Genomic DNA, 14,461 nt, shown 5'->3' with positions numbered 1-14,461 from the left:
TTGAGATTGGATTGAAATCATGAGCAAGCCAAATAACGCAAAACTCGCCGTAAAAAACCTGAACTTTTACTACGGCAATTTCCACGCCCTGAAGAACATCAACCTCGATATTCTGGAAGGCAAAGTCACCGCCTTCATCGGCCCATCAGGCTGCGGTAAATCAACGCTGCTGCGCACCTTTAACCGCATGTACGATCTGTATCCAAAACTGCGGGCCGAGGGTGAGATCATCCTGAACGGCGATAATATCCTGCGCTCAGGCATTGACTTGAACATGCTGCGCGCCAAAGTCGGCATGGTATTCCAAAAGCCAACACCATTCCCGATGTCGATCTATGACAACGTGGCCTTTGGGGTGAAGCTGTATGAATCGCTGTCAAAAGCCGAGATGGATGACCGTGTGGAGTGGGCGTTGTCGAAAGCGGCACTGTGGAATGAAGTAAAAGACAAACTTAAACAATCAGGCCTGGGTTTGTCTGGCGGTCAGCAACAACGTTTGTGTATCGCCCGCGCCGTTGCCGTGAAACCTGAAGTATTGCTGCTGGACGAGCCGACTTCTGCCCTCGACCCGATCTCAACTGCAAGCGTGGAAGAGCTGGTGCACGAGCTGAAGAAGGACTACACCATCGCCATCGTGACTCACAATATGCAACAGGCGGCTCGCGTGTCTGACTACACCGCTTATATGTATTTGGGTGAAATGGTGGAAATGGGTCCAACCGATACCATCTTTACCGCACCAAGCAAAAAAGCCACCGAAGACTACATCACCGGTAAATTTGGCTAAGCAGCTACTGGCGATAACGCCCCAACAAAAAGGACTGCCGCGGCAGTCCTTTTTATTTGTGAGTTCAATTCAAGCGTTGAAGCCAATCAATACTCACCCCATGTATATAGCCGAAGTAATTAATAAATAATCACTTCAGCCATATACCCCATCAAGCATCCGATTGCTCAGCCTCGGCAGTAACCACAGCGGCAATCTTATCCGCCCATTCCCGCGCTTGCACTGCATCGGTATGCTCGACCATCACCCGCACCACGGGCTCGGTGCCAGACGGACGCAACAGCACACGCCCTTCGGTGCCCATAGCTGCTTCCGCTTCCTGCACCTTGGCTGCAATCGCCTCCGAACCATGGCAATCAAAGCCTTTGGCAATGCGCACGTTTTTCAGCACTTGTTTCGAGAGCCGCAAGTCTTTGCAGAAACCCGCCAGCGTTTGGCCAGATTCTTTCAATGCCTCCAGCACTTGCAGTGCGGATACGATGCCATCACCGGTGGTGTGCTTATCCAGACACAAGAGGTGGCCTGAGCCTTCGCCGCCTACTAACCAGCCTTGTGCATCTAGCTGCTCCAGCACATAGCGATCACCTACTTTGGCGCGCACAAAACCAATGCCACGTTGTTTCAGGGCATTTTCCACGCCAAGGTTGGTCATCAGCGTACCCACTACCCCACTACCCAGGGTGCCTTTTTGTTGGCGATGCAGGGCCAGCACATACAAGAGCTGGTCGCCATCCACAATCGTGCCGTCGCGATCAACCATGATCAGCCGGTCGCCATCACCATCCAAGGCCACACCAAAGTGCGCGCCTTCTGATAGCACTTTAAGGCGCAGCGCTTCGGGATGGGTGGCGCCGACTTCTTCGTTGATGTTAAAGCCATTCGGTTGCGCGCCCATGCTCACGACTTCCGCACCCAGCTCGTGAAAGACGTGCGGTGCGATGTGATAGGTGGCACCGTGCGCACAATCCACTACCAGCTTCATGCCACGTAAATCCAGTTCATTCGAAAACGTCGATTTACAAAATTCGATGTAGCGGCCAGCCGCATCATTAATCCGCCATGAGCGGCCAATTTGCTTCGAGGCTACGCAGGTCTGCGGCTCATCGATAGCCGCCTCAATCGCCAGCTCAACCGCATCGGGCAATTTTTTACCGCTAGCCCCAAAAAACTTGATCCCGTTATCGTGGTAGGGATTGTGCGAGGCAGAGATCACCACCCCGGCCGACAGGCGCAATGCGCGGGTCAGATAAGCAATCCCCGGGGTCGGTAGCGGACCCGTCAGATGGCAATCGACACCGGCGGCATTAAAGCCGGCCTGCAGTGCTGCTTCCAGCATATAGCCCGAGATGCGGGTGTCTTTACCAATCAGCACGCCAGGATGATCATTGCGCCCCTGCTTCGCGCTTTCAGCCACCAAGACCCGCCCGGCGGCATAACCCAGACGCATCGCAAAATCGGGGGTGATTGGCGCTTCGCCCACCAAACCACGCACACCATCGGTACCAAAATACTTACGTGCCATTACTCTATCCTTCGCGATTTAATTTTTAATCGGGCTTATTTTAACCCTTGCCAAATCTTTAACGCATCCACTGTTTCACTTACATCGTGCACACGGATAATTTTGGCGCCTTGCTGCGCGGCGAGCACTGCGGCCACCACGCTGGGCACCATGCGCTCGGCAATCTCCCGCCCCGTTAGCTCGCCTAGCATTCGCTTGCGCGATACACCAATTAGCAGCGGGTAAGGCCATTGCTGCCAGTTGCGCATCGCACGAAAGAGCGCCTGATTGTGTGCCAGCGTTTTGCCAAAGCCAAAGCCAGGGTCGAGTACAATCCGCGCGGCGGCCACGCCGCTTTGCACCACGGCTGCGGCACGCGCCAGTAGATAATCGCCTACTACAGTGACGACATCGTGATAGTGCGGCTCGCTCTGCATAGTTTGTGGCTGGCCCTGCTTATGCATCAAGCACACCCCGGCCTGACTACGCTGTAACGCCGCAATGGCGCCGGGCGCTTCAAGCCCCGCAATGTCGTTAATAATGTCGGCGCCAGCGGCCAAGGCGGCTTGCATCATTTCAGTTTTGCAGGTGTCGATCGAAATAGGCACCTGATACTGCTGAGCAAGCGCCAAGACCGGCAATACCCGCTCAAGCTCCTGCTGCAAGGGAACAGGTGTCGCCCCCGGGCGTGTGGATTCGCCACCAATGTCGATGATATCGGCTCCTGCAGCTAACATGGCCTCGATGCGTGCTTTAGCCGCATCCAAGCCTACATAGCGACCACCATCGGAAAATGAATCGGGGGTCACATTCAATATCCCCATGACCAAGGGGCGCTCTAGCGACAAGCTAAACCGGCCGCACTGCCAAATTTGCATGCTGTTATCGTCCAAAGAAAAAGGCGGCTCACGCCGCCTTGATGTTTGAGTGTAATTGCTTACGCTTCAGCCGCCGGTGCGTGAGGCACTTCGGCCCCGCCACTTGGCGTTTCTTCGCTACTCACCGTTTTGCGCGGTGGCGGCAGATCTTTCGGTGGGCGCGGTGGGCGGCCAGCCATAATATCCAGAATCTGCTCGCGATCAATGGTTTCCCAATCCATCAGTGCCGTAGTCATCGCTTCAACTTTGTCACGGTTCTCGTCGAGGATTTTGACTGCCAGCGCATACTGCTCATCGATAATGCGGCGAATTTCGGCATCCACTTGCTGCATGGTGGCTTCAGACACATTTTTGTGCGTGGTCACCGAACGACCAAGGAATACCTCACCATCGTTCTCACCGTAGACCATCGGCCCCAGCTTCTCGGTCATCCCGTAGCGGGTCACCATGTCACGCGCCATGCGTGTGGCCCGCTCGAAGTCATTCGATGCGCCGGTCGAAATGCGGTGTACGAATAGATCTTCCGCCACACGGCCACCAAACAGGATGGCAAGCTCATTCAGCATCTGATCTTTGTACATCGAGAACTTGTCACGTTCAGGCAGCTGCCAAGTCAAACCCAATGCACGACCACGCGGCATGATGGTAACTTTGTGCACCGGATCAGTGCCTTCCAGCATTTCAGCCACTACAGCGTGCCCAGATTCATGGTAAGCGGTAGCACGACGCTCTTCTTCGGTCATCACCATGCTACGGCGCTCAGGGCCCATGTAGATTTTGTCTTTGGCGGATTCAAAGTCGGCCATATCGACCAAGCGCTTGTTACGGCGCGCGGCAAACAGTGCCGCTTCGTTCACCAGATTGGCCAAGTCAGCACCGGACATACCCGGAGTGCCACGCGCCAAAACAGAAGCATCAACGTCATTGGCAATCGGCACTTTGCGCATGTGCACGCCCAGAATCTGCTCACGACCACGAATATCGGGCAGTGAAACCACCACCTGACGATCGAAACGACCCGGACGCATCAAAGCAGGATCCAGCACATCAGGACGGTTGGTGGCTGCAATTACGATAATGCCGGAATTGCCTTCAAAACCATCCATCTCGACCAGCATTTGGTTCAAGGTTTGTTCGCGCTCATCGTTACCACCGCCAAGCCCAGCACCACGCTGGCGCCCCACCGCATCGATCTCGTCGATAAAGATAATGCACGGTGCATTTTTCTTGGCGTTTTCGAACATATCCCGTACCCGGGCAGCACCAACGCCGACAAACATCTCGACGAAATCCGAACCGGAAATCGAGAAGAATGGCACTTTCGCTTCACCAGCAATGGCTTTAGCGAGCAGGGTTTTACCTGTACCGGGTGAGCCCACCATCAGAATACCGCGTGGCATGCGGCCACCGAGGCTCTGATATTTGCTTGGATCACGCAGATAGTCGACGATCTCCGCAACTTCTTCTTTAGCCTCATCGCAACCAGCAACATCCGCGAAAGTCACCGCGTTATTGCTTTCATCCAGCATCTTGGCTTTGGACTTACCAAAACTAAATGCGCCGCCTTTGCCACCACCCTGCATCTGGCGCATGAAGAAAATCCACACCCCGATCAGCAGCAGCATGGGGAACCAGTTAACGAAGATGCTCATCAACAAGCTTGGCTCTTCTTCTGGCTTAGCCGCGAATTTCACATTGTGTTTGATGAGGGTATCGACCATGCGGAAATCGAATGGCGCCAGAGTGGCATAATTGCTGCCATCGGTTTTCTTCCCGCGAATCCATTGCCCACGCAGCGGGCTGCCTTCAATCTCAGCCGTGGCGATGCGCCCCTGCTCTACATCCGCCATAAATTGCGAATACGGCACCTGGGTCGAGGTATCTTGATGTTTGGAGAACTGGTTGAACACCGTCATCAAAATGATGCCGACGACCAGCCAAATTGCGACATTCTTGCCGAGATTGTTCACGGCCTTACTCCTGTGTTTCCCAACATTGGGAATGACAAAACTATTTTACTCGCTTCAACCGCAGCGTTAAGCCTTTTTTTGCTTACCCAGCAGATAGACTTCGGGGCTACGATCACGCGAGGCTTTTGGTTTTCGTGTCACAACGGCAGAAAAAGTTTCCCGCATTTCCGCCATATATTCTTGAAAACCACTGCCCTGGAAGACTTTGACCAGAAAATGTCCGCCAGGTTTAAGTTGTTCACGGGCAAATTCGAGGGCCAGCTCGCACAGATACATACTGCGCGCCTGATCGGTTACGGCATTACCACTCATATTGGGGGCCATATCGCAGATTACAAGGTCTACCTGCCGACCATCCAATAAGGCATTAAAACGATCAAGGACTTCCTGCTCGCGAAAATCGCCCTGCACAAACTCCACATCGCGGATGGGATCCATTTCCAAGATATCCAAGGCAAAAACCCGGCCATTGCCACCGACCTTTTTCTTGGCCACCTGACACCAGCTGCCGGGCGCAGCGCCCAAGTCAGCCACCCACAAGCCGGGCTTGAGGAGTTTGTCTTTTTCGTCGATTTCCAGCAGTTTGTAGGCTGCGCGAGCCCGATAGCCTTCTTTTTTTGCCATCTGGACATACTGGTCGTTCACATGCTCGTGCAGCCAAGCACTACTGGAATTGATACCTGCCATCGGTTAAACTGTCCTGTTAGTCAAGAATTCAAGGATTTAATCAATATGTTAGAACTTACCCCGGATCAATGCCGTCATTTGCGCAGCTTGGCGCATCACCTTAATCCGGTGGTGATGATTGGGAACAATGGTCTCACTGATGCGGTGATGCGGGAAATAGCCGTTAATCTGGACGCACACGAGTTGATCAAAGTTCGCGTACTGGGCGACGATCGCGAAGCACGCAAGCAGTATATGGAACAAATCTGCGCCGATCTGGGCGCGGCACCGGTGCAACTTCTGGGCAAACTGCTGCTGATCTACCGCCCAAGCAATACCGACAAACCAAAAATCCTGCTGCCTAAAGCCAAAAAGAAAGCCGCTTAATCGCGTTTGGCTAAAAACAAAGAGGGCGCCCAAGGCGCCCTTTTGTTTTGCGCTTTATTCTTTCCAGATATAGATCAGGCCCAACACGCTTTGCAGCAGATAAATCAGGCTGGAAATCGTGTGCCATTGGGCTAAGCCGCCCCCAAACATGCCTTCGGCGGCGTTACTCACCGCAGGTTTGATTTCGGCAATCAGCGGAAAAATCGCAAACTGATTGATCAGCGTGCACAGCAGCATACCGATAATCAGCCAGAGCTTTTGCCCTTTAAAGGCCCGGGCGCCATCCATCCAGATCCACCAGATCAGCAAAAACAGCCCGGCCACAATGCCGATCCAGCCGATGGCATGAAACAATTTGCCGGCTACCATGCCAGCCACAGCTTTATCCAGGCTACTGAATAAAGCCGGCGCCACCACGATGCCGATGATCCACATGCCGCCAATCCACACAGTGGTCAGCAGGTTCTTCAACCCATTACCCATACGATGTATCAGCGTACAGCCAATGCTTGATAAGGCTTAGCAGGCTATACCCAGCCTCTTAATAATTAGATGTATTGAACAGCCAGCACTTCATATTCACGAATGCCGCCCGGTGCCTGTACCTCGGCCACATCGCCTTCGTATTTGCCGATCAGGGCGCGGGCAATGGGGCTCGACACCGAAATTTTGCCTTCTTTGATGTCGGCTTCGTCATCACCAACGATCTGGTAGGTAACTTCGCTTTCGTTATCCAAGTCTTGCAGCACCACGGTGGCCGCAAACACAATCCGGCCCTCAGCCGAATCGGCCATGCTCTTCGGATCGATAATCTGGCTGTTGGCGAGCTTGCCTTCCAGCTCGGCAATGCGGCCTTCCACAAAGCCCTGCTTTTCTTTGGCGGCGTCGTATTCGGCATTTTCCGACAGATCGCCGTGGCTACGAGCCTCGGCAATCGCCGCAATCACGGCTGGACGCTCGACGCTTTTCAGGTGCGCCAGTTCTGCCTTCAGTTTTTCCGCCCCCACGACGGTCAATGGCACTTTATTCATGTCTGCTCTCCACCCGGTCGCCCCACTGCGGCCGGTTGTAAAAATAACAGCCGCCAGCTCGAATGAGCATGGCGGCTTGGTTGTGTTCAGGCGTAAAAATATCAGTTATTCAGCAGGCGATGCAAGCCCTGTACGTCATACACGTTCAGTTCTTTCATATCACGCAAACCGATACACGCCGCTTTAGCACCTGCGATGGTCGTAAACACTGGCAGCTTGGCTTTCAGTGCCTCGTGACGGATCGAGTAGCTATCCTGAATCGCTTGGCGGCGCTCATCCACGGTATTGAAGATCATGCCGATTTCACCGTTGACGATCATATCCACCACATGCGGACGACCTTCGGTCACTTTGTTGACCGCGGTAACGGCGACCCCGGCCGCTTCGATCGCGGCGGCAGTGCCCTTGGTGGCCAGCACTTTAAAGCCCAGCTTCGCCAGAATGCCCGCGCACTCAACGGCTTGCGCTTTATCGCCTTCACGCACCGAAATAAACACGCTGCCTGAGCTTGGCAACACGGTGCCCGCGGCCATTTGTGATTTCACAAAGGCTTCGGCAAAGGTTGTACCCACGCCCATGACTTCACCGGTCGATTTCATCTCTGGGCCGAGGATGGTATCCACGCCAGGGAATTTATTGAACGGGAAGACCGCTTCTTTCACCGAGTAGTACGATGGAATGATTTCGCGGGTAACGCCTTGCGCGGCCAAAGTCTGGCCCACCATACAACGCGCAGCCACTTTGGCCAGCGACAAGCTGGTGGCTTTCGATACATACGGCACCGTCCGTGAAGCACGTGGATTCACTTCCAGCACATACACCACGGCTTCGTCGCCTTTGCCTTGAATCGCAAATTGCACATTCATCAGACCAACCACGTTCAGCGCCTTGGCCATTGCCACGGTCTGCCGACGCAGCTCATCTTGCAGCGTTTGCGAGAGCGAATACGGTGGCAGCGAGCAGGCTGAATCGCCTGAGTGCACGCCGGCTTGCTCGATGTGTTCCATAATGCCGCCGATGATGACTTGTTCCCCATCCGACAGCGCATCCACATCCACTTCAATCGCGTCGTTCAGGAAGCGATCCAGCAACACGGGCGAGTCATTCGATACTTTCACCGCTTCGCGCATATAGCGGGCCAGATCGTCTTCCGAATGCACGATCTGCATTGCGCGGCCGCCCAGTACATACGATGGGCGCACCACCAGCGGGTAGCCCAGCTCGCGGGCCAAGTGCAGCGCATCTGGCTCGGTACGTGCTGTAGCATTTGGCGGCTGACGCAGGCCCAGATCATGCAAGAGCTTCTGGAAGCGCTCGCGGTCTTCGGCGGCATCGATCATGTCTGGGGTAGTACCAACGATAGGCACACCATTGGCTTCCAGCGCGCGTGCCAATTTCAGTGGGGTTTGGCCACCGTATTGCACGATCACGCCAAATGGTTTTTCAACCGCCACGATTTCCAGCACGTCTTCCAGCGTCAGTGGCTCGAAGTACAGCCGATCGGAAGTATCGTAATCGGTAGACACGGTTTCTGGGTTGCAGTTGACCATGATGGTTTCGTAACCATCTTCACGCAACGCCAGTGCCGCATGCACGCAGCAGTAGTCAAACTCGATACCTTGGCCAATCCGGTTCGGGCCACCGCCCAGAATCATGACTTTTTTCTTGTCGGTTGGCTGCGCCTCGCATTCTTCCTCATAGGTTGAATACATATAGGCGGTATTGCTCGCAAACTCAGCTGCGCAGGTGTCTACACGCTTATACACCGGGCGTACATTCAGCGCATGACGTGCTTTACGCACAGCATTCTGGTCGCAACCGAGCAAAGTGGCCAGACGGCGATCAGAGAAACCTTTACGTTTCAGGCGACGCAGCTCTTCTTTGCTCAGGCTATCTACATTGCGACCACGCAGTGCGGCTTCATCTTTCAGGATGTCTTCGATTAGCGCGAGGAACCATGGATCGATCTTCGAAATCGCGTGGATTTCATCCAGGCTCATGCCGACGCGGAAAGCATCTGCCACGTACCACAGGCGCTCAGGGCCAGGCGCCGCGATTTCTGATTCGATCAGGGTACGATCAGTGGAGATTTCATCAAAACCCGACATGCCGGTTTCGAGACCACGCAGGGCTTTTTGCAGCGATTCTTGCTGCGTGCGACCCATTGCCATCACCTCACCCACTGACTTCATTTGTGTAGTCAGGCGGTTGTTGGCTTGCGGGAATTTCTCGAAGGCAAAACGTGGGATTTTGGTCACCACGTAATCGATGGATGGCTCGAACGACGCTGGGGTTTTGCCGCCAGTAATTTCGTTTTTCAGCTCATCCAGCGTGTAGCCCACCGCCAGTTTCGCGGCGACTTTCGCAATCGGGAAACCAGTGGCTTTGGAAGCCAGCGCCGATGAACGGGATACGCGTGGGTTCATCTCGATCACGATCAAACGGCCGTCTTTCGGGTTCACCGAGAATTGCACGTTAGAACCGCCAGTATCCACACCGATCTCGCGCAATACCGCGATCGATGCATTACGCATGATCTGGTATTCCTTATCGGTCAGCGTTTGCGCTGGAGCTACGGTGATCGAATCACCGGTGTGTACGCCCATTGGGTCCAAGTTTTCGATCGAGCACACGATAATGCAGTTGTCGTTGCGATCACGCACGACTTCCATCTCGTACTCTTTCCAGCCCAGCAGCGACTCTTCAATCAACAGCTCATTGGTCGGCGATAGATCCAGTCCACGGGTACAGATTTCGATGAATTCTTGGATGTTATAAGCGATACCACCGCCTGAGCCACCCATGGTGAACGAAGGACGGATAATCGCCGGGAAGCCCACCTGCGCCTGCACGGCCAGCGCTTCTTCCAGCGTATGGGCGATACCGGAACGGGCCGAACCCAGACCGATCTTATCCATCGCCACTTTGAATTTTTGCCGATCTTCGGCTTTATCAATCGCTTCTGGCGTTGCGCCGATCAGCTCGACGCTGTATTTATCCAGCACGCCATTGCGCCACAGATCCAGCGCGCAGTTCAGTGCAGTTTGGCCGCCCATGGTCGGCAGAATGGCATCTGGACGCTCTTTGGCGATGATTTTCTCAACCACTTGCCAGGTAATCGGCTCGATGTAGGTCACATCGGCCATATTCGGGTCGGTCATGATGGTGGCAGGGTTGCTGTTCACCAGAATGACTTTGTAGCCCTCTTCGCGCAGGGCTTTACACGCTTGCGCGCCAGAGTAGTCAAATTCGCAGGCCTGGCCGATCACGATCGGGCCAGCACCAATAATCAGAATGCTTTTTAGGTCGTTGCGCTTGGGCATATTGTTCGTCCTTAGTGTTTATCGCTGTTTTCGATCACGGTTGTCACGGCATTCGCGGAGCCTGTTGGTTGCTGGTGAGTCCACCAGTACCAGCCAGCCGCAATCGCGATCAGCAACACGCAAGAAATAATCATTTTGAGGATGCGAGAGAACAGCCAGCAGCCCACTATCAGCACCAGCGCCCCCAGCCAACCGGCGGGGTGCGAGGTGAAGAAGGCACCAAAGTGCTGGGCTAGGCCATCCATACTGTTAAGCCTTGCGGGCGCTCATCGCATCGATAAATTTGTCAAACAAGTACGCCACATCGTGCGGGCCTGGGCTCGCCTCTGGGTGGCCCTGGAACGAGAAGGCCGGCTTGTCGGTCAGCGCGATGCCCTGCACCGTGCCATCAAAGAGCGAACGGTGAGTGACGCGCACATTGGCTGGCAAGCTGGTTTCGTCCACTTGGAAGCCATGGTTCTGGCTCGTGATCATCACATGTTTGCTATCCAGGTCTTGCACCGGATGATTGGCACCGTGGTGACCAAACTTCATCTTGCTGGTTTTGCCGCCGGCAGCCAAGCCAAGCAACTGGTGCCCCAAACAGATACCGAAGATCGGCAGGCTGGTGGCCAGCAATTCTTGAATCGCTTTAATCGCGTAATCACATGGCTCAGGATCGCCAGGGCCGTTCGACAGGAACACGCCATCGGGGTTGAGCGCCAACACTTCGCTAGCCGGCGTTTGCGCTGGCACCACGGTCAGTTTGCAACCGCGCTCAGCCAGCATGCGCAAGATATTGTGTTTCACGCCGAAGTCATAGGCCACCACGTGGAATTTCGGGTTACTCTGCACGGTATAACCCACGCCCAGCTTCCACTCGGCCGTCGTCCACTCAAATGGCTTTTCGCACGTCACCACTTTGGCCAGATCTTGGCCGGCCATCGAGCCAAACGATTTGGCTTTCTCAACCGCAGCCGCGGCGTCGATATTCTGGCCGCTCACGATGCAACCGGCTTGAGCGCCCTTCTCGCGCAGAATGCGCGTGAGTTTACGGGTATCGATATCCGCAATAGCAACCACGCCGTTTTGCTTGAGATACTCCCCCAGGCTCATGGTGGCGCGGAAGTTAGAATGCATCAAAGGCAGATCACGAATGATCAGGCCTTCGGCAAACACAGCGCGGCTTTCAGCGTCTTCGCTGTTCACGCCATAGTTACCAATATGCGGGTAAGTCAGGGTAACGATTTGCTTGGTGTACGAAGGGTCAGTCAGAATTTCCTGATAACCGGTCAGCGACGTGTTGAACACGACTTCACCGAGGGTTTCACCGTCGGCGCCAATCGATACGCCGTAAAACAGAGTACCGTCGGCGAGCGCCAGCAAGGCTGGCGTCTGTACTGGAGTGGGGGCAGGTGCAGACACGTGGCGGCTCCAGGGCGTTGCGCCCAAAAAAGTCATAAATCCGTGGGGTACACGTAGAAAAACGGGATAGGAAGACCCACCCCGTTTCACGCATACAAAATTAGCCGGATTCTACCCTAAAACCCCTTCTTCATCAACGCTAACGCCCTATCCGCCAGCCTACGCTAGCGCCATTACAGCAATCTTTCTATCGCCTGTTCGATGGCGCTGGGTGGGGTAATGGGCGCAAACCGCGCCACCACCTGCCCCTGCCGGTTCAGCAAAAACTTGGTGAAGTTCCACTTGATCAGCCGCGTGCCCAGCACCCCGGGACGCTGATTTTTCAGCCAGCGATACAGCGGATGGGCGTTAGGGCCATTGACTTTGATCGGGGCAAAAATCGGAAATTCCACCCCATAATTACGCTGGCAAAACTCACCAATCGCGGCATCGGCCGCCAGCTCTTGGGCAAATTGCCGGCACGGAAAACCCAACACCACCAGCCCTTGTGCGCGGTAGCGCTGATATAAAGTTTGCAATCCGGCATACTGCGGGGTAAAACCACAGCGGCTGGCCACATTCACCACCAGCACCACCTGACCCGCATAATCGGACCAGCGCACTTGCTGGCCATCCGCGAGCGTGAGTGGAAAATCCGGCCCTGCTGCTTTACTCATTGCAAGAAATCTCAAAATTGTCTGCCGATAGCGCCCACCATACCATAAGCCACCCTGCCAGCGGTTACGCCCACGGCCCACGCGCCAGCACCCAAGTGGCCATCGCTGCCGTTAGCGCGGCCATGGCCCGCGGCGGCATGACGCAGGCCGGAAAAGTGTTTCTGTTTCTCTCCACTCATTTTCACGGCCAGATCGATGCTTGCCTGCGCGCAGTGGCCAGTGTCTGTGGCAGCATTGATATTGCCGGCGCCAGTGCGGCCGGGGTCTTTACCGAGCAGGACTGGAGCCTAGATTCACCCGCCGCAGCGGCCCTCGTGCTGCCGGTGGATTACCCTTTGCACCAGCGCAATTCCCATCTGGCCCTCGCGGCGCCCAATGCGGTGAACCAATTCTGGCTCAATGATGGCGCCACCAAGTTTGGCGCGATTGCGGGCGATGCTACTGGCAAAGGGCAATATGCACTGTGGCAAGCGGGCCAACAGCGCTTTAGCTTTATTCAGTTACCGCTTGAGGCGCGCTCGATCATCGTCTCGGATGGGTTGAGCGAGCTTGGCCCGTGGCAAACCATCACCGCGGCCGACGGCCTGCAACTACAGCGGCTCGACGACCAACCCGCATTGCAAACCCTCGCCCCCTGGCTGGGACAATACCCGCTCGAAAGCCTGCAAGCCGCGATTCGCCCGGCCGGACGGGGCGAAACGGCCCATTGGGCGCCCGTGTTGGGCGGAGATTTGAGTACAGATAGCGTAATGCTGGCGCAGCCCCTGCAGGCGGGCGATGAACTACGCTGGGGGCATTTTGATAGCAGCGCCGCCAGCCAGCGTTTTGCCAGCCAGATCATTAGCCAACTCGCTGGCCGCCCACAGCCACGCTGGGCATTGGCATTTTCCAGCCATCGCCGCGCCATGGCGGGCGATGGGCTCACTGAGCCGGATTGGCACACATTGCGACGCACGCTACCGGCGGTGCCGTTTGCCGGCTTTTATGGCAATGGGCAGATTATCCCGCTCGCCAAATTCAACCGGGTCGTCGACAATAGCGTTCTTCTGGCTCTCTTTGATTAAAGATTAAACGCTATGCTGTTCAACCCCAGTCGCGACCAAGCTCGGCGCTTTTTTATTCATAGCTGGCAAAAACACCAGCAAGGCCTGCATCTGGAAGACCTAGAAGCCGTGGTCGTCGATGTGCTGCTCGCCCATCCGGAATACCATGCGTACCTGAGTGAAGATTATATCGATCGCGATTGGCCGCCTGAGCATGGCGACACCAACCCCTTCCTGCATTTATCGCTGCACCTGGCCATTGCCGAGCAGCTTTCGATCGATCAGCCCGCCGGGGTGCGCGCGCTATATCAGCAGCTCCACGCCCAGCACAATGACGCGCATAAAGCCCTGCACGATATGCTCGAATGCTTAGGCGAAATGATCTGGCAAGCGCAGCGCAATCAAAGCGCGCCCGATCCAGCGATTTATCTGGATGGCTTGCGTCAGCGGATTAAGCTGATTCGCTAAGCGCGGGTATTGGCCCACAAGCTTTAACCCAATTAGCCTTCCGGCATATACCCATTGCGACTATCAGTGCTTTGGGTCTATGCGCATAGCTTTGCTTAGTCGGGGCTAGATGGCGCTAGCTTGGCTTTGTTCGGCCAGCACCATGCGCCGGATTTTCTGCGCTTTCTCAAAATGATCCAGCCTGTGCGTTTGGATCCACCACGTCGCCGCTTCCATTAGCAACTCCGGATCGTCGTTTTTATTGGCGAAAAATGCATAAAACGACACCCCTACCCCTTCGCCTTTCTGCGCGATTTTTTGCTCGCAAACGGCGAGGATTTTGTGTCGGAATATGGGGCGCATATTTT

The 14,461-nt window shown here is 55.2% G+C and carries 15 protein-coding genes; 4 read left to right on the top strand and 11 right to left on the bottom strand.

The genetic code is table 11. From position 1 onward, the window contains the following. Positions 1–19: 19 nt before the first annotated feature. Positions 20–787 (top strand): phosphate ABC transporter ATP-binding protein PstB, encoded by a 768-nt coding sequence (gene pstB / locus G482_RS0105170; RefSeq protein WP_028449145.1) that lies wholly within the window; start codon positions 20–22, stop codon positions 785–787. Positions 788–938: 151 nt separating this feature from the next. Here pstB and glmM read toward each other — a convergent pair whose 3' ends face one another. The 4 genes from glmM to rlmE form a co-directional block, all read right to left on the bottom strand. Continuing rightward, positions 939–2,309, bottom strand: a complete 1,371-nt coding sequence (glmM, locus tag G482_RS0105165; protein ID WP_028449144.1) for a phosphoglucosamine mutase — start codon at positions 2,307–2,309, stop codon at positions 939–941. Positions 2,310–2,344: 35 nt separating this feature from the next. Then, on the bottom strand, positions 2,345–3,166 hold the full coding sequence (folP, locus tag G482_RS0105160; protein ID WP_034618989.1) for a dihydropteroate synthase: 822 nt from the start codon (positions 3,164–3,166) through the stop codon (positions 2,345–2,347). 59 nt (positions 3,167–3,225) lie between these two features. After that, a complete protein-coding gene (gene ftsH, locus G482_RS0105155; protein WP_028449142.1) occupies positions 3,226–5,136 on the bottom strand; it encodes an ATP-dependent zinc metalloprotease FtsH in 1,911 nt (636 codons plus the stop codon). A gap of 66 nt (positions 5,137–5,202) precedes the next feature. Beyond that, positions 5,203–5,823 (bottom strand): 23S rRNA (uridine(2552)-2'-O)-methyltransferase RlmE, encoded by a 621-nt coding sequence (gene rlmE, locus G482_RS0105150; protein ID WP_028449141.1) that lies wholly within the window; start codon positions 5,821–5,823, stop codon positions 5,203–5,205. A gap of 45 nt (positions 5,824–5,868) precedes the next feature. On the opposite strand from rlmE, the gene yhbY reads away from it, so the two are divergent. After that, positions 5,869–6,189: a ribosome assembly RNA-binding protein YhbY gene (gene yhbY, locus G482_RS0105145; RefSeq protein WP_028449140.1), complete on the top strand. Its 321-nt coding sequence runs from the start codon at positions 5,869–5,871 to the stop codon at positions 6,187–6,189. A 54-nt stretch (positions 6,190–6,243) separates the two neighbouring features. On the opposite strand, the gene G482_RS0105140 is transcribed toward yhbY, so the two are convergent. The 6 genes from G482_RS0105140 to G482_RS0105115 all read right to left on the bottom strand — a co-directional run bounded on the left by G482_RS0105140 (position 6,244) and on the right by G482_RS0105115 (position 12,603). Continuing rightward, positions 6,244–6,672 (bottom strand): DUF4149 domain-containing protein, encoded by a 429-nt coding sequence (locus G482_RS0105140; RefSeq protein WP_028449139.1) that lies wholly within the window; start codon positions 6,670–6,672, stop codon positions 6,244–6,246. A gap of 65 nt (positions 6,673–6,737) precedes the next feature. After that, entirely contained in the window at positions 6,738–7,220 is a 483-nt protein-coding gene (gene greA / locus G482_RS0105135) for a transcription elongation factor GreA (protein WP_028449138.1), read from the bottom strand. Positions 7,221–7,321: 101 nt separating this feature from the next. After that, the gene (carB, locus tag G482_RS0105130) at positions 7,322–10,543 is read right to left on the bottom strand and encodes a carbamoyl-phosphate synthase large subunit (protein ID WP_028449137.1); all 3,222 of its coding nucleotides are present in this window, start codon (positions 10,541–10,543) and stop codon (positions 7,322–7,324) included. 11 nt (positions 10,544–10,554) lie between these two features. Beyond that, on the bottom strand, positions 10,555–10,788 hold the full coding sequence (locus G482_RS0105125) for a hypothetical protein (RefSeq protein WP_028449136.1): 234 nt from the start codon (positions 10,786–10,788) through the stop codon (positions 10,555–10,557). Positions 10,789–10,792: 4 nt separating this feature from the next. Continuing rightward, positions 10,793–11,947 (bottom strand): glutamine-hydrolyzing carbamoyl-phosphate synthase small subunit, encoded by a 1,155-nt coding sequence (gene carA, locus G482_RS0105120; RefSeq protein ID WP_034619049.1) that lies wholly within the window; start codon positions 11,945–11,947, stop codon positions 10,793–10,795. A gap of 173 nt (positions 11,948–12,120) precedes the next feature. Further along, on the bottom strand, positions 12,121–12,603 hold the full coding sequence (locus G482_RS0105115; protein WP_028449134.1) for a glutathione peroxidase: 483 nt from the start codon (positions 12,601–12,603) through the stop codon (positions 12,121–12,123). A 17-nt stretch (positions 12,604–12,620) separates the two neighbouring features. On the opposite strand from G482_RS0105115, the gene G482_RS0105110 reads away from it, so the two are divergent. Next, positions 12,621–13,667, top strand: coding sequence for an FIST N-terminal domain-containing protein (locus tag G482_RS0105110; RefSeq protein ID WP_156129001.1), 1,047 nt, complete (start codon positions 12,621–12,623; stop codon positions 13,665–13,667). A gap of 12 nt (positions 13,668–13,679) precedes the next feature. After that, positions 13,680–14,114 (top strand): DUF1841 family protein, encoded by a 435-nt coding sequence (locus G482_RS0105105; RefSeq protein WP_156905350.1) that lies wholly within the window; start codon positions 13,680–13,682, stop codon positions 14,112–14,114. 105 nt (positions 14,115–14,219) lie between these two features. Here the strand turns inward: G482_RS0105105 and G482_RS0105100 are convergent, their stop codons facing one another. Next, a complete protein-coding gene (locus G482_RS0105100) occupies positions 14,220–14,456 on the bottom strand; it encodes a DUF6500 family protein (protein ID WP_028449131.1) in 237 nt (78 codons plus the stop codon). Between the last annotated feature and the right edge of the window lie 5 nt (positions 14,457–14,461).

It is taken from the genome of Chitinibacter tainanensis DSM 15459 (genome assembly GCF_000429785.1).
Lineage (GTDB): Bacteria > Pseudomonadota > Gammaproteobacteria > Burkholderiales > Chitinibacteraceae > Chitinibacter > Chitinibacter tainanensis.
The sequence above is the reverse complement of the archived record's forward strand: the minus strand, read 5'-3'. Positions and strand labels throughout refer to the sequence as shown.

What these genes read in the sequence shown, in the direction of transcription:
- yhbY (WP_028449140.1), top strand. Translation starts at nt 5,869, where the DNA reads ATGTTAGAACTTACCCCGGATCAATGCCGTCATTTGCGCAGCTTGGCG.
- glmM (WP_028449144.1), bottom strand. Translation starts at nt 2,309, where the DNA reads ATGGCACGTAAGTATTTTGGTACCGATGGTGTGCGTGGTTTGGTGGGC.
- G482_RS0105125 (WP_028449136.1), bottom strand. Translation starts at nt 10,788, where the DNA reads ATGGATGGCCTAGCCCAGCACTTTGGTGCCTTCTTCACCTCGCACCCC.
- pstB (WP_028449145.1), top strand. Translation starts at nt 20, where the DNA reads ATGAGCAAGCCAAATAACGCAAAACTCGCCGTAAAAAACCTGAACTTT.
- G482_RS0105115 (WP_028449134.1), bottom strand. Translation starts at nt 12,603, where the DNA reads ATGAGTAAAGCAGCAGGGCCGGATTTTCCACTCACGCTCGCGGATGGC.
- G482_RS0105140 (WP_028449139.1), bottom strand. Translation starts at nt 6,672, where the DNA reads ATGGGTAATGGGTTGAAGAACCTGCTGACCACTGTGTGGATTGGCGGC.
- folP (WP_034618989.1), bottom strand. Translation starts at nt 3,166, where the DNA reads ATGCAAATTTGGCAGTGCGGCCGGTTTAGCTTGTCGCTAGAGCGCCCC.
- rlmE (WP_028449141.1), bottom strand. Translation starts at nt 5,823, where the DNA reads ATGGCAGGTATCAATTCCAGTAGTGCTTGGCTGCACGAGCATGTGAAC.
- greA (WP_028449138.1), bottom strand. Translation starts at nt 7,220, where the DNA reads ATGAATAAAGTGCCATTGACCGTCGTGGGGGCGGAAAAACTGAAGGCA.
- carB (WP_028449137.1), bottom strand. Translation starts at nt 10,543, where the DNA reads ATGCCCAAGCGCAACGACCTAAAAAGCATTCTGATTATTGGTGCTGGC.
- G482_RS0105100 (WP_028449131.1), bottom strand. Translation starts at nt 14,456, where the DNA reads ATGCGCCCCATATTCCGACACAAAATCCTCGCCGTTTGCGAGCAAAAA.
- G482_RS0105105 (WP_156905350.1), top strand. Translation starts at nt 13,680, where the DNA reads ATGCTGTTCAACCCCAGTCGCGACCAAGCTCGGCGCTTTTTTATTCAT.